We start from the raw sequence: 14900 nt of genomic DNA, 5'->3' as shown, positions 1-14900 counted from the left end.
GATAGAGCCGCGAAACAATGCTGTCGAGCAAGCGCACGGGCGGTTTCGATAATTTCCAATGGTTGAGCTTTGGCCTACCATCGTATAAAAGCTCTGCCGTACGAAAGCCCCGCGCCGCGCGAACATTCCTCCCCCGCCTGCGGCGCCTCTCCTCCCAGGGAACTGTTCCATATGACCGGTATCGATCTCATCATTTTTGATTGCGACGGCGTTCTCGTCGATTCCGAAATCATCGCGTCGGAAGTCGAAGCAGCACTGCTGACAGAAGCGGGTTACCCGATCAGCGTCGAGGAAATGGCGGAGCGTTTTGCCGGCATGACCTGGCACAACACGCTGCTGCAAATCGAGAAGGAAGCAAGCATCCCGCTTTCGGCCCAGCTCATCAGCAAGGTCGACCTCATCCTCGACGAGCGCCTTGCCCGCGACCTCAACATCATCGACGGCGTCAAGCCGATGCTGGCGCAACTGACGCTGCCGCACTGCATCTGCTCCAACTCGACCTCGGCGCGGCTTGCCATGATGCTCGGCAAGGTCGGCATCAAGGACCATTTCGGCCGACACATCTATTCCGCGCGCGACCTCGGCGCCGACCGCGTCAAGCCGAAGCCGGATATCTTCCTGCACGGCGCCAAGCAGATGGGCGTTGACCCGTCGCGGGTGCTGGTGATCGAGGACTCCGTGCACGGCATTCACGGTGCACGTGCCGCTGGCATGCGCGTCGTCGGCTTCACCGGCGGTTCGCACACCCATCCCTCGCATGCCGACCAGCTGACCGAAGCGGGTGCGGAAACGGTGATTTCGCGCATGACGGCGTTGCCGGGCGTGATCGCGGCCCTTTCCGCATGGTCGGAGTCGATGACGGCCTGATTGGCCGCAGGCGGTCGCACACCGCCATGCCCCTTTCGCTCCGGCTTTCGGCCGGAGCGGGAAAGAAGCCTTCGGCCAACACGGCAGACGTCCAATTAGACGCCGAGGGACATGATGACACATTGCAGTGGCGTCACGTCCCCTAGAAAATCTTCCCGGTTTTCGAGGAGCCGCGCACGAGGGCCGTACCAAGCAAGCCCCATCGGGGTATTTTTAGGAGGAAACACAATGCGTCTTTCAATGTTGACCGGCCTGACCCTGGCGGCCAGCGTCGCCTTTGGCCCGCTCGCCTTCGCCGACATCACCATTGGCGTGATCACGCCGCTCACCGGCCCGGTCGCGGCCTATGGCGAGCAGGTGAAGAACGGCGCGGAAACGGCTGCAGACGAGATCAACAAGGCTGGCGGCATCAATGGCGAGAAGATCGTGCTGAAGATGCTCGACGACGCCGGCGATCCGAAGCAGGCCGTTTCGGTTGCCAACCAGGCTGCTGGTGAAGGCATCCGCTACGTCGTCGGCCCGGTTCTGTCGGGCACCTCGATGGCGGCTTCGGACATCCTTGCCGAAAACGGCATCCTGATGGTGACGCCGACGGCAACCACGCCTGACCTCACCACCCGCGGCCTCTGGAACGTGCTGCGCACCTGCGGCCGCGACGACCAGCAGGCCGAAGTCGCCGCTGCCTATGTGGTCAAGAACCTCAAGGACAAGAAGATCGCCGTCCTCCACGACAAGGCGCCTTACGGCAAGGGCCTTGCTGACGGCTTCAAGAAGGCGATCAATGCCGGCGGCATTACCGAAGTCGTTTATGAAGGCCTGAACCCGGGCGACAAGGACTTCAGCGCGATCGTTACCCGCCTGAAGTCGGAAAACGTCGATGTCGTCTACTTCGGCGGCTACCATCCGGAAGGTGGCCTGCTGGCACGCCAGATGCACGACCAGGGCGTGAAGGCGCAGATCTTCGGCGGCGACGGCCTGTCCAACACCGAGTTCTGGGCAATCGGCGGCGAAGCTGCGACCGGCACGGTCTACACCAATGCCAGCGACGCGACCAGCAACCCCGCCTCGGCTCCGGCTGTCGAAGCGCTGAAGGCGAAGAACATCCCGGCCGAAGCCTTCACGCTCAACGCCTATGCTGCCGTCCAGGTGCTGAAGGCCGGCATCGAGAAGGCAGGCTCCGCCGAAGACGCGACCGCGGTTGCAACTGCGATCAAGTCGGGCGAAGCCATCGACACGGTTCTCGGCAAGCTGACCTACAGCGAAGCCGGCGACCTGACCTCGCAGGCTTTCTCGCTCTATAAGTGGGAAGGCGGCAAGAGCGTTCCGGCTGAATAAGCCGCACACGACGGAAATGAAAACGCCGGGGCAAGCCCCGGCGTTTTTTTGCGGCATAGGCCGCTGCCTACTTCTTCTTGCCCTTGGCCGGCGGGCCTTCGTCGAAGCCCACATAGACGGTGACATTGGATCCGGCGCCGGCCGGCAGCGTGACGTCGGCCTTGGTGAAGACGAACTGGGCCGAACCGGTTGCAGGGATTTCCACCGCATGCTGCGTCAGTTCGGAATAGAGCGTCTTGTCTTCGTCGGTTGCAGCCACGCGGATCGGCATGGTGACCTTGCCGGGACCACCGGCAGGACCGCTGACGACGCGGCCCTGGACCACGACGGTTATCGTCAACGCGCTCTCGCTCTGCACGCATTGCCGCGTGGTGTCTGCCAGGGAGGCCTGATAGACGAGCTTCGTCGGGTCGTTCTTGGCCCCCTTTGCGTAGCTGGCATGCACATTTGTGCCGTCACGAATGACGACCTGCGGGCATGCGGCCTGAACGACGGCCGGCGTCGGAGCAGCGGCACTGCCGCCTGCGTCGATCGCCCCACCGGATTGCGTCTTATTGCAGCCGGCTAGGACTGCGAGAAAAGATATTGCGAGAACAGGCCGGGAAACTTTGCCAAACACGTTGAACAACCTCTGCTGGACCGGTTGAAACTCCTTGACCGAAATCTCGGCCGGAAGACCTTTCATGGCCTTCGGGCATCGTCTATAGCAGCGACAAACCGAAAAATCGATTGGGTCAGTCCGTCCCTTCCGAATTTTCCGAAGCTAGTTTTGCGACCGGAAATTGGGTCGGTGACAAGAATAGATGCAGACTTTGTCAAGGACTGACGCAATAAGACGAGCGTGTCGCGACGACGTTTCCCAAGGTCGCCGCAATCCTTGAGGTGGGACGAAGGACAACGATGGTGAAGTATATCTCGACGCGCGGCGAAGCCGCTCCTCTCGGCTTCTGCGACGCGCTGCTTGCCGGTCTTGCGCGCGATGGCGGTCTCTATCTCCCCAAGGAATGGCCGAAGTTTTCCAAGAAGGAAATTCGCGGCCTGCGCGGCAAATCCTACCAGGACATTGCCTTTACCGTGCTCGAACCCTTCATCAATGGCGAGATCCCGGCGGCCAAGTTCCACGAAATGATCGACGAGGCCTATGCCACCTTCCGCCACCCGGCGGTGGCGCCGCTGGTGCAGACCGGACCGAACGCCTTCGTCATGGAGCTCTTCCATGGCTCGACGCTCGCCTTCAAGGACGTGGCGATGCAACTGCTCGCCCGGCTGATGGACTATGTGCTTTCCGAACGCGGCGAGCGCGCCACCATCGTCGGCGCGACTTCGGGCGACACCGGGGGCGCCGCCATCGACGCCTTTGCCGGTCGTGAGCGCACCGACATCTTCATTCTTTTCCCGCACGGCAAAGTCTCGCCGGTGCAGCAGCGGCAGATGACGACCTCGAGCGCATCGAACGTCCATGCGATTGCAGTCAACGGCAACTTCGACGACTGCCAGAACCTCGTCAAAGCGATGTTCAACGACGCCGCCTTCCGCGACCGTGTCAAGCTTTCGGGTGTCAACTCGATCAACTGGGCGCGCATCATGGCCCAGATCGTCTATTACTTCACGACGGCGGTCGCGCTCGGCGGCCCAGACCGCAAGATCTCTTTCACGGTCCCCACCGGCAACTTCGGCGATATCTTCGCCGGCTACGTCGCCAAGCGCATGGGCCTGCCGATCGACAAGCTGATCATCGCCACCAACGAAAACGACATTCTCGCCCGCACGCTGAAGACCGGCCGCTACGAGATGCGCGACGTCAAGGCGACCACCGCACCGTCGATGGACATCCAGATCTCGTCGAACTTCGAACGGCTTCTGTTCGAGGCGAACGATCGCGACCCGGGCGAAATCCGCTCGGCGATGGACGGGCTGAAGCAGTCCGGTTCCTTCACCATCCGCGAAAAGGCGCTGAAGGCGATCCGCAAGGAGTTCCGCGCCGGTCGCGCCTCGGAGAAAGAAGTCGCCAAGACGATCGCAAAGACGCTTGCAGACACGGGCTATCTGCTCGATCCGCATAGCGCCGTCGGCGTCTTCGTCGCCGCCAAACACGAGAAGGCATCCGCCCCCATGGTGACGCTTGCCACCGCCCATCCGGCGAAATTCCCGGACGCGGTAAAATCGGCAAGTGGTATTGACCCGGCGCTTCCGACGTGGCTTGCTGACCTCATGAACAGGGAGGAGCGTTTCGATATCCTGGATCCGGACCTGAAAACCGTCGAAACCTTTATCGGCGAGCGTACCCGTCTCCGGGGGTAAGAACGAGAAGAAACGTATGATGAAAGTTGAGTGCACCCGGCTCCCTTCCGGGTTGACGGTGGTGACCGAGCAGATGCCGCATCTCGAAAGTGTGGCGCTCGGCGTGTGGATCAAGTCCGGTTCGCGCAATGAAACTCTCGGCGAACATGGCATTGCCCATCTGCTGGAGCACATGGCTTTCAAGGGCACCGCGCGGCGCACCGCCCGCCAGATTGCCGAAGAGATCGAAAACGTCGGTGGAGAGGTCAATGCTGCGACCTCCACCGAAACGACCTCCTATTATGCCAGGGTTCTCAAGGACCACGTGCCGCTTGCTGTCGATATTCTCGCCGACATTCTGACCGAGTCCAGCTTCGACGAGGAAGAACTGCGCCGCGAGAAGCACGTGATCCTGCAGGAGATCGGCGCTGCCGACGACACACCCGACGATGTCGTCTTCGACCGCTTCGCCGAGACCGCCTATCGCAATCAGACCGTCGGCCGGCCGATCCTCGGCACGCCGGACACGGTCATGTCGTTCTCCGCCGACCAGATCCGGCACTATCTCGGCCGCAACTACACGACCGACCGCATGTTCGTGGTCGCCGCCGGCGCCGTCGAACACGAATCCTTTGTTCGCCAGGTCGAAGAACGCTTCTCGTCATTGCCGCGCACACCGATCGCAACGCCCGTGCTCGAAACTGCCCTCTACACCGGCGGCGAGAGCCGCGAAACCCGCGACCTGATGGACGCGCAGGTGCTGCTCGGCTTTGAAGGCAAGGCCTACCACGCGCGCGACTTCTATTGCTCGCAGATCCTCGCCAACATTCTCGGCGGCGGCATGTCCTCGCGCCTCTTCCAGGAAGTGCGCGAGCATCGTGGCCTCTGTTATTCGGTCTATGCCTTCCACTGGGGTTTCTCCGACACCGGCATCTTCGGCGTGCATGCTGCGACCGGCGGCGAGAACCTGCCGGAGCTGATGCCGGTCATCGTCGATGAACTGCGCAAATCCTCGATGAACATCGAGCAGCAGGAAATCGAGCGCGCCCGTGCCCAGATCCGCGCACAGCTTTTGATGGGTCAGGAAAGCCCGGCGGCCCGTGCCGGCCAGATCGCCCGTCAGATGATGCTCTACGGTCGCCCGATCCCGAATGAAGAACTGATGGAGCGCCTCTCCGGCATCACCATCGAACGCCTGACCGACCTTGCCGGTCGGCTGTTCTTCGACACCACGCCGACGCTTTCGGCGATCGGCCCGCTGGAACAACTTGCCCCGATGGGCGACATCCTGTCGTCACTGACCGGCAAGGCCGCCGTCCCGCACGCCGTCGCAAGCTAAGCCGAAGGCTGAACGGCCGGGTCCATTTCATCAAAACGATGAAGCGATCCCGGCCTCCCAAACATTGCGCAATTTCGCGCGGAAGGCGCTTTCAAGCGTCGCCTGGAAACTGCGTTCGGCCAGCCGGCGCGCCACGGATGATGACCGCATGTCCGAATGGTGAAGTCTTTGCGACTTTTCGCAAAATCGGATTCGATTTGCGCGCAAAGTTGTGCAACGTTTCGATTTGTGACGGCGCAAAGACGTGCCGTCGGGCGGATGGTACAAGGTCCTCGCGCGTAAACGGAACGGCCTCGGAGGCAGCTATGACACGATCGGTTTTTCGGTTCCTGTCGCGGCAGCCGGAGACGGTCGAAATCGCCGACCAGAATTACCTGCTCCGCCTCCCCCGCTATTCCGATTATCGCCAGTGGTATCAGCTCAGAAGCGACAGCCGCGCCTTCCTGGAGCCGTGGGAGCCGACCTGGCGCACCGACGAAATGACCGAAAGCGCCTTCCGCGGCCGGGTCGTCCGCAACGAGCAGGAATATGCCTCCGGCCAGGCGGTGCCGCTCTTCCTTTTCCACAAGCCAGGCGAGGTCCTGCTCGGCGGACTGACGATCGGCCACATTCGCCGCGGCGCCGGGCAAAACTGCATGATCGGCTACTGGATGGGCGCGCGCCACGCGGGCAAAGGCCACATGTTTGCGGCCCTCAGGCTCGCGATCCCCTACATCTTTTCGACCCTTGAGTTGCACCGTATTGAAGCAGCCTGTATTCCGGACAACTCAAGAAGCATCCGGCTCCTTGAAAAGGCCGGTTTTGAGCGTGAAGGCTATTTAAGACAGTACTTGAGAATCAACGGCCAGTGGCGAGACCATCTGCTCTTTTCTCTCCTGTCCGACGATGCCCTACCGAACAGGAATATGCCCCTTTGATGCCTCTAGCCCGCTCGCCCTTCGCCTGGTCAGCCTCCAATCTGGCAGCGTTTCTGATAACGCTCACGACGATTTTCTGTGCGCTCGGCGGCGCGGCCCAGGCTTTGGAGCCGGTCAAGATTTCGCGCGAAGACACGGCGCTCGACCTGACGGCAACGACCGAAATCTACAGCGGCCGCAACGAAGCCTTTCAGGTTTCGACAGCACCCGGAACCGACGGCATCGTGCGCCGCATCGAAGTGCGCTCCAACAGTGCGGACCATCAGGGCGACTGGGCTGTGTTCGCGCTCGCCAACGTTTCGGCCGAACCGCTCGACCGCGTGATCGTCGCACCGCATTTCCGACTGGTGAATTCCAAGCTCTTCTGGCCGGACCTCGGCTCCAAGCGCATTCTTTCGATCACGCCGAGCGAAGGCTCCGCGCTCAGCCGCGAACCGAGCGACGAGGCGGACGTTTTCCGCATCACGCTGGCGCCGGGCGTCATCATCACCTTCGTCGCCGAGCTGGCAACACCGGAACTGCCGCAGATCTATCTCTGGGAGCCGGACTCCTACAAGGATACGGTCAACGCCTTCACGCTCTATCGCGGCATCGTGCTCGGCATTGCCGGCCTGCTTGCGGTGTTCCTGACCATCCTTTTCGTCGTCAAGGGAACCTCGATGCTGCCGGCAACGGCCGCCCTTGCCTGGGCCGTTCTCGCCTATATCTGCGTCGACTTCGGCTTCTTGTCGAAGCTCATTAGCGTGACGGCCGGGGACGAGCGAATATGGCGCGCGGGCACAGAGGTCTTCCTTGCGGCCGGCCTCGTGATCTTCCTGTTCACCTACCTCAATCTCAACCGCTGGCACCAGCATCTCGGCTATGCGACGCTCGCCTGGATCCTCGGCCTCGGCCTGCTCTTCGGCGTCGCCGTCTACGACCCGGCGATCGCATCCGGCATCGCCCGCCTCTCCTTCGCGCTGACCGGCACGGTCGGCATCGTCCTGATCGCCTATCTCGGCTTCAACCGCTACGACCGCGCGATCCTTCTCGTTCCCGCCTGGCTGCTGATCCTCGTCTGGCTCTTCGGCGCCTGGCTGACGGTCACCGGCCAGCTCGCCAACGACATCGTGCAGCCGGCGCTCGGCGGTGGTCTCGTGCTGATCGTACTGTTGATCGGCTTTACCGTCATGCAGCACGCGGTCGCCGGCAGCGGCTACCAGCAGGGCCTGTTCTCCGATCTCGAGCGCCAGTCGCTGGCGCTCACCGGCTCCGGCGACACCGTCTGGGACTGGGACGTCGCGCGCGACCGGGTGGTGACGATGCCCGATATCTCAACGCAGCTCGGCCTGTCGCTCGGCAGCATGCACGGCCCCTTGCGCAACTGGCTTCCGCGGCTTCACCCTGACGATCGCGACCGCTTCCGCGCCACGCTCGACGTGTTGCTGGAACGCCGCCGCGGCAAACTGAACCATGAATTCCGCGTACGCGCCGAGGACGGCCACTATCACTGGCTCTCGATCCGTGCCCGGCCGGTGCTTGGTGCCAACGGCGAAATCATCCGCTGCGTCGGCACGATCATCGACATTACCGAACAGCGCAACTCGGTCGAACGGCTGCTGCACAACGCCCTGCTCGACAATCTGACCGGGCTTCCGAACCGTCAGGTCTTCCTCGACCGGCTGCAGGCGATGCTCTTGATGGCCGACGGCAGCAACTCGGTCCGCCCGACGGTGCTTGCGATCGACATCGACCGCTACAAGCAGGTCAACGATCTCTTGGGCATTGCCGCCGGCGATAACATCCTCATCGCGCTGACGCGGCGCCTGCGCCGGTTGCTGCGCCCGCAGGATACGCTGGCCCGCCTCGGTGGCGACCAGTTCGGCCTGATCCTGATGTCCGAGCGCGATCCGGCCAAAGTCGCCGATTTCGCCGATGCGGTGAGCAAGGCGATCATGGTGCCCCTCAACTACGGCAACCGCGAAATCAACCTGACCGCATCGATCGGGCTCGTCTCCTGGCTCGACCAGGAACAGAGTGCGACCGGCCTTCTCGACGACGCAGAGCTCGCGATGTTTCGGGCCAAGAAGGAAGGTGGCAACCGCGTCGAGCCTTTCCGCCCGGCCTTCCGCACCTCCGGCTCGGACCGCATGCAGCTTGAAGCCGATCTCAAGAAGGCAATCGAGCGCAAGGAACTTTCTCTCGTCTACCAGCCGATCGTGCGATTGAACGATGCCGAGATCGCCGGCTTCGAGGCCCTGATGCGCTGGGATCACCCCAAGCGTGGCAACATCTCGCCGACCGAGTTCATCCCGATCGCCGAGAATTCCGACCTCATCAACCAGCTCGGCATGTTCGCCTTCGACCGGGCGACCAGCGACCTGACGGAATGGCAGCTGCAGACCGGCGATCTGCCGATCTTCGTCTCGATCAACCTTTCGAGCGCGCAGCTTCTCAACAATGAGCTTTATGACGACGTCCGTGCCATTCTCACCAAGAACCGTTGCGACCCGGGCAAGGTGAAGATGGAGCTGACGGAATCGCTGGTAATGGAAAATCCGGAGCAGGCCCGTCTCGTACTCGAAAAGCTGAAGGAAGCCGGTCTCAAGCTGGCACTCGACGACTTCGGCACAGGCCACTCGTCGCTCTCCTACCTCACCCGCTTCCCCTTCGACACGATCAAGATCGACAAGGCGCTGGTGCGCGACCCAAGCGACAAGCGCGGCATCCTCTTGCGCTCCGTCATCACGATGGCGCGCGAGCTCGACATGCAGGTGGTGGCCGAGGGCATCGAATCCGAGGACGACGCAATCCAGCTGTCGCAGATGGGCTGCGACTATGGGCAGAGCTTCCTCTTCGGTCCGCCGATCGGTTCGGAATCGATCCAGCGCCTGCTGAAGGAACGCTTTCCACTGATGAAGCGGGCGTAATCGCCAAGGCGACGCCGCTCAGCGCGCAGACCAACGTCTCCAGGCCCGTCGGTTACAATCCGACGGGCTTTTCATTTCTGCATCAAGGATCTGGGAAAGGTCGGTCAGCCGCCAATCAAGCGTGACCGGCATCCATGGAGAGCATCGCGGCCGAAACACCCATCAGCGCCAGCGCCCGATCGTATTTGTCGTCGAGCGCCTTGTCGAAGATCAGTTCATCGCGCGCCGGGCATGTGAGCCAGCCATTCTGGGTGATTTCCGATTCGAGCTGGCCCGGTCCCCACCCGGCGTAGCCGAGCATCATTGTCGCGCGCACAGGCCCCTCCCCGCGCGAAATGGCGCGGACGATGTCGAGCGTCGCCGTCAGGCAGATATCGTCGCTGACGGGAATGCTGGAATCGCTCAGATAATCGTCGGAATGCAGCACGAAGCCACGCCCGGTCTCGACCGGACCGCCCGCCTGAATCTGAAAATCCCGTGTTACCTGCGGGAGTCGGATCGCCTCGTCCTCATCGAGAAGATCGAGGTGAAGCAGCACGTCGGGGAAGGTCAGTTGCTGCGGCCGGTTGAGAATGAAGCCCATGGCGCCATCGTCCGAATGGGCGCAGATGAAGATGACCGTGCGAGCGAAATTGGCGTCAAACATCCCGGGCATGGCGATCAGGAACTGACCGTCAAGAAAGCCTCGCTCGCGTCTCTTTTGCGCCATCGGAGTAGCCATCATGCGAACAGCCTATCAATTCGCCGCGAAATGAAAAGCGCCTCAGCGTCGCGGCCCATAATTATTGCACGCACGGCGTTCACTTCGCCGTGTCCGATCAAGCAATTATGATCGTTGCGTCCGTCGCAGCGTCTGGAGCGGTTTTGGCAAAAGCGATATTGCTTGCCGTATGATCCAGTGCTTCACCCACCAGAAAATGGCCCAGTTCATCGGCGCGGCAAGCCTTGCCGGCTGTTTTTTTCTCCCCTTCGGCGCCAACGCGGCCACCAGCGAGTGGGTCACCTCCCCCGGCGGCATGATCCGTCTGGTCGCCGCCCAGCCCAAAGAGGATGGCACGATCCCGGCGACGCTGGAGGTCAAGCTCAACCCTGGCTGGAAGACCTATTGGCGCGAGCCGGGCGCAAGCGGCATTCCCCCGCAGGTGACGCTCGACCCGGCAGGCGATGTGGAGCTGGAAAAGATCGGGTTCCCGGTGCCCAAGACGTTCGACGACGGCGTCGTGCGCTACATCGGCTATGACAGGCCGGTCGCCTTTCCGCTGACCTTGAAGCGCGTCCACGGCAGCGGCGACGTTACCATTCGCGCCTCCGTGTTCCTCGGCATCTGCGAGGACATCTGCATACCGGTTCAGGGCGAGCTAACGCTCGCCATCAAGCAAGGCGGCTTCGACAATCCGCTCGACGGCGCGCGGATCGACGATGCCGTTGCCGCGTTGCCGGAGGCGCCGTCGGCTGATTTCTCGGTGACGGCGAGCCGCTACGATGCCGACAAGGCGCTGATGCATCTGTCGGTTCGCCTGCCCACCGACGACAAGGATCCGGAACTCTTTCTCGCCGGACCTTCGGGCATTTCGTTCGGCAAGCCCGAGATCCAGCCTGCAGGCGACAGGGCGTTAAACGCAGCCGTTCCGGTGAGGCTCACGGGCAAGGACAGGGAACTCAAAGGCAAGCCGATCGTTTTGACTGTGCGCGCCCAGGGCCGCAGCATGGAGACGACCCTTGCCTTTGATTAGGGCGCATCTATAGTCCGCCGAGTTCTCCGACGAGTGCGGAGAAGCGAGACGCAAGCAACGCAAGGAGAGTGCCGTGACCATTGCCGTCGGAGACAAGCTGCCAGCCGCAACCTTCAAGGAAAAGACCGCCGACGGTCCCGTCGAGGTCACCACCGATCAGCTCTTTTCCGGCAAGCGCGTCGTGCTCTTTGCCGTTCCCGGCGCGTTCACGCCCACCTGCTCGCTCAACCACCTGCCCGGCTATCTCGAAAACCGCGACGCGATCCTTGCCCGCGGTGTCGACGACATCGCCGTGGTCTCGGTCAACGACCTGCATGTGATGGGTGCCTGGGCGACCACGTCGGGCGGCATGGGCAAGATTCACTTCCTCTCGGACTGGAACGCCGCCTTCACCAAGGCGCTCGGTATGGACATCGACCTGTCGGCCGGCACGCTCGGTGTGCGCTCCAAGCGCTATTCGATGCTCGTCGAGGACGGCGTGGTGAAGTCGCTCAATCTCGAAGAAAGCCCTGGCCAGGCGACCGTTTCGGGCGCCGCGGCCATGCTCGAGCAGCTCTGAGCGCAGAAGCGAGTGCAAATGAAAAACGGGCCTCAGCGGCCCGTTTTTTTTTCATTTCACGAGAAGTGAGTCCGAACGACGCCCCTTCTTGTAGGGTTCCATGCCCTTGCGGGCGAGCTCGTCGGCACGTTCGTTTTCCGGATGACCGGCATGGCCCTTGACCCAGTGCCATGTCACCTTGTGGCGGCGATTGGCTTCGTCCAGCCGCTGCCAGAGCTCGCCGTTTTTCACCGGCTTCTTGTCCGCAGTCTTCCAGCCGTTCTTCTTCCAGCCGTGGATCCACTTGGAGATACCGTCCATCACATATTTGCTGTCGGTGTAGAGATCGACCTCGCAGGCGCTTTTCAGGGCGTCGAGCGCCGAGATTGCCGCCAGCAGCTCCATGCGGTTGTTGGTGGTCTCGGCCTCGCCGCCGGACAGCTCCTTTTCCAACTCGCCATAGCGCAGCACAGCGCCCCAGCCGCCCGGACCCGGATTGCCCGAGCAGGCACCGTCGGTGAAGATATCGACATGTTTCATGCCTGACCCCCGTCCCGGCGCAGGCCATATTCGGCGCTGGACGTAATCGCCCGGTGGAACCGGATCTTCGTCAGATATTCGAGCGGATCTTTCTTGACCACCAACGCGCCCGCGGGCGTCATCAGCCAGTCGTAGAGGCGCGTCAGGAAGAAGCGCAGCGCCGAGCCGCGGCAAAGCAGCGGCAGGGCGTCGACCTCGGCGGGCGTCAGCTTGCGCACGCTCTCGTAGCCCGAAAGCATCGCCATGCCCTTGGTGATGTTGTAGGAGCCGTTCTTCTCGAAGCACCAGGAATTGAGGCAGACGGCGACGTCATAGGCGAGATAGTCGTTGCAGGCGAAGTAGAAGTCGATCAGCCCGGAGAGCTGGTCGCCGAGGAAGAAGACGTTGTCCGGAAAGAGATCGGCGTGGATGACGCCTTCCGGCAGCGATTTCGGCCAATGGCGCTCCAGATGTTCGAGCTCCGCCGATATCTCGTCCTTGAGACCTGCCTGAACCTCATCGGCGCGCACTTCGGAATTGACCCAGAGCGGCCGCCAGCCGCCGACGGAGAGCGCATTGGTGCGCTTCAGCGCAAAGCCTTCGCCGGCGACGTGCATGGCCGCCAGCGCCTTGCCCACTTCGTGGCAGTGCTTGGCTTCAGGCTTTCTCAGCCACATGCCCTCGAGGAAGGAGATGACGGCGGCAGGGCGGCCGGAGAGCTCACCGAGCAACTCGCCGTCGGCGCGCGGCAATGGCAGCGGGCAGGACAACCCACGCTCGGCCAGATGATGCATGAGGCCCAGGAAGAACGGCAGGTCGCCGGCATTCACGCGCTTTTCGTAGAGCGTGAGGATGTAGGAGCCTTTGGTCGTGTGCAGCAGGAAATTGGAGTTCTCGACACCCTCGGCGATCCCCTTGTAGGAGGTCAGCTGGCCGACGTCGTAAGCGGTGAGAAAACGGGCGAGATCGTCTTCCGTAATATCGGTGTAAACGGCCAAGGGTGTCCACTCTCAAGAAAATGCGGGCAGGGAATGCGGCTTATTCGCCGTTGACGAAGGCCATGTCGGCAGCCGTCAGCGGCACGTGGCGGATCTCGCGGTTGACGAGGAAGTTCTCGTTCTCCTCGACCGTATCCGCAAGCTCCACCGAAGCGTCGTAGCGTTCGCGAAACGCCTCGATGATCTCGTTGACGATTACTTCCGGCGCAGACGCGCCGGCCGACAGGCCGACCGTAGAGATATCGCCGATTTCGTCCCAGTCGATTTCCGACGCCCGCTGGACCAGCACGGATTTTTTCGCACCGGCCCGAAGGGCCACCTCGACAAGCCGCTTGGAATTGGACGAGTTGGGCGCGCCGACGACCAGGAACAGGTCGCAACCGGGTGCTGCCTGCTTCACCGCCTCCTGGCGATTGGTGGTGGCGTAGCAAATCGAATCGGCGGCGGGCGCCGTCAGGTTCGGGAAGCGCTCGTGCAGCCGCTTGATGACGCCGGCGGTGTCGTCGACCGACAGTGTCGTCTGGGTGACGAAACCAAGATTGTCCGGGTCCGGCGGCTGATAGACGTCGGCGTCCTCGACGGTCTCGACCAGCGATACCGTGCCTTCAGGCAATTGGCCCATAGTGCCGATCACTTCCGGATGGCCGGCATGGCCGATCAGGACCACATGGCGGCCGAGGCGGTTGTGGCGCATCGCCTGCTTGTGGACTTTGGAGACCAGCGGACAGGTGGCGTCGAGATAGAAAAGGTTGCGGGCATCCGCGTCGGCGGGCACCGATTTCGGCACGCCGTGCGCCGAAAAGACGACCGGTTGCTTGCGGTGCTCCGGCGGGATCTCGTCGAGCTCTTCAACGAAGATTGCGCCCTTGGCTTCGAGGCCTTCGACGACGTAGCGATTGTGGACGATCTCATGGCGGACATAGACCGGTGCGCCGAATTCCTTCAGCGCCAGGACGACGATCTGGATCGCGCGGTCGACGCCGGCGCAAAAGCCGCGCGGGCCGCAAAGGCGGATGGTGATCGGGGATTTTTCTGCCGCTGATGATGCCATGGATCAGGATGCCATTAGTAGGAAAACGAGCGCTGCGATTGCCGGGCCGCCCTGGATGAGGAGGATGCGCGGCTTGACCGACCACGCGCCATATATAGCGGCAACGACCACGCACACAAGGAAGAACACCTTCAGCTGAAAGGCAAAGGCGGCTTCCGCCTGGATCAACGACCAGATCAGACCGGCGGCAAGAAAGCCGTTGTAGAGCCCCTGGTTGGCCGCGAGCACCCGTGTTGTCTCGGCCTGCTCGGCCGTCATGCGGAACACGGCCCTTCCCTTCGGCCCGGTCCACAGGAACATTTCCAGCACCAGAAAACCGATATGCAGCAAGCCGGTCAAAGCAATCAATATGTTTGCAATGATCGTCATAATTGCTCCCACCGCCGTTCGTCCCACACGGTTAGCATGACGGCA

The 14900-nt window shown here is 62.3% G+C and carries 14 protein-coding genes; 8 read left to right on the top strand and 6 right to left on the bottom strand.

Annotated features, from left to right (window positions below):
• The first annotated feature begins 171 nt into the window (after positions 1-171).
• Both ASE71_RS15475 and ASE71_RS15470 read left to right on the top strand, forming a co-directional pair.
• Complete coding sequence (locus ASE71_RS15475; RefSeq protein WP_060516295.1) at positions 172-867, top strand: HAD family hydrolase; 696 nt, start codon at positions 172-174, stop codon at positions 865-867.
• Between the two features lie 228 nt (positions 868-1095).
• Complete coding sequence (locus tag ASE71_RS15470; RefSeq protein WP_034801278.1) at positions 1096-2202, top strand: ABC transporter substrate-binding protein; 1107 nt, start codon at positions 1096-1098, stop codon at positions 2200-2202.
• 67 nt (positions 2203-2269) lie between these two features.
• Here the strand turns inward: ASE71_RS15470 and ASE71_RS15465 are convergent, their stop codons facing one another.
• Entirely contained in the window at positions 2270-2821 is a 552-nt protein-coding gene (locus ASE71_RS15465; protein ID WP_034801474.1) for a hypothetical protein, read from the bottom strand.
• Between the two features lie 281 nt (positions 2822-3102).
• On the opposite strand from ASE71_RS15465, the gene thrC reads away from it, so the two are divergent.
• The 4 genes from thrC to ASE71_RS15445 all read left to right on the top strand — a co-directional run bounded on the left by thrC (position 3103) and on the right by ASE71_RS15445 (position 9647).
• Positions 3103-4503: a threonine synthase gene (gene thrC / locus ASE71_RS15460; RefSeq protein ID WP_060516296.1), complete on the top strand. Its 1401-nt coding sequence runs from the start codon at positions 3103-3105 to the stop codon at positions 4501-4503.
• 16 nt (positions 4504-4519) lie between these two features.
• Positions 4520-5821 (top strand): M16 family metallopeptidase, encoded by a 1302-nt coding sequence (locus ASE71_RS15455; RefSeq protein WP_060516297.1) that lies wholly within the window; start codon positions 4520-4522, stop codon positions 5819-5821.
• Between the two features lie 305 nt (positions 5822-6126).
• A complete protein-coding gene (locus ASE71_RS15450) occupies positions 6127-6738 on the top strand; it encodes a GNAT family N-acetyltransferase (RefSeq protein ID WP_034801272.1) in 612 nt (203 codons plus the stop codon).
• Positions 6738-9647, top strand: a complete 2910-nt coding sequence (locus ASE71_RS15445) for an EAL domain-containing protein (protein WP_082566260.1) — start codon at positions 6738-6740, stop codon at positions 9645-9647. Before ASE71_RS15450 ends, ASE71_RS15445 begins: the two co-directional genes overlap by 1 nt.
• A gap of 115 nt (positions 9648-9762) precedes the next feature.
• Here ASE71_RS15445 and ASE71_RS15440 read toward each other — a convergent pair whose 3' ends face one another.
• Entirely contained in the window at positions 9763-10368 is a 606-nt protein-coding gene (locus ASE71_RS15440; protein WP_034801471.1) for a YqgE/AlgH family protein, read from the bottom strand.
• Between the two features lie 169 nt (positions 10369-10537).
• Here ASE71_RS15440 and ASE71_RS15435 point away from each other — a divergent pair, with 169 nt between their 5' ends.
• Positions 10538-11380: a protein-disulfide reductase DsbD domain-containing protein gene (locus ASE71_RS15435; protein WP_060516298.1), complete on the top strand. Its 843-nt coding sequence runs from the start codon at positions 10538-10540 to the stop codon at positions 11378-11380.
• A 73-nt stretch (positions 11381-11453) separates the two neighbouring features.
• Positions 11454-11939 (top strand): peroxiredoxin, encoded by a 486-nt coding sequence (locus ASE71_RS15430; protein ID WP_060516299.1) that lies wholly within the window; start codon positions 11454-11456, stop codon positions 11937-11939.
• Between the two features lie 51 nt (positions 11940-11990).
• Here the strand turns inward: ASE71_RS15430 and rnhA are convergent, their stop codons facing one another.
• Genes rnhA through ASE71_RS15410 form a run of 4 tightly spaced genes read right to left on the bottom strand, consistent with a single transcriptional unit; the run spans position 11991 to position 14855 of the window.
• A complete protein-coding gene (gene rnhA / locus ASE71_RS15425; protein WP_060516300.1) occupies positions 11991-12458 on the bottom strand; it encodes a ribonuclease HI in 468 nt (155 codons plus the stop codon).
• Entirely contained in the window at positions 12455-13435 is a 981-nt protein-coding gene (locus ASE71_RS15420; protein ID WP_060516301.1) for a homoserine kinase, read from the bottom strand. Before ASE71_RS15420 ends, rnhA begins: the two co-directional genes overlap by 4 nt.
• Before the next feature lie 40 nt (positions 13436-13475).
• Positions 13476-14486, bottom strand: coding sequence for a 4-hydroxy-3-methylbut-2-enyl diphosphate reductase (gene ispH / locus ASE71_RS15415; RefSeq protein ID WP_034801247.1), 1011 nt, complete (start codon positions 14484-14486; stop codon positions 13476-13478).
• Between the two features lie 3 nt (positions 14487-14489).
• Positions 14490-14855, bottom strand: a complete 366-nt coding sequence (locus ASE71_RS15410) for a DUF1304 domain-containing protein (protein ID WP_060516302.1) — start codon at positions 14853-14855, stop codon at positions 14490-14492.
• Positions 14856-14900: the final 45 nt, after the last annotated feature.

Origin of the sequence: Ensifer sp. Root954, assembly GCF_001429005.1 — a bacterium.
Lineage (GTDB): Bacteria > Pseudomonadota > Alphaproteobacteria > Rhizobiales > Rhizobiaceae > Ensifer > Ensifer adhaerens.
Note: the sequence above shows the minus strand (reverse complement) of the source record. Positions and strands in the feature narration are given on the sequence as shown.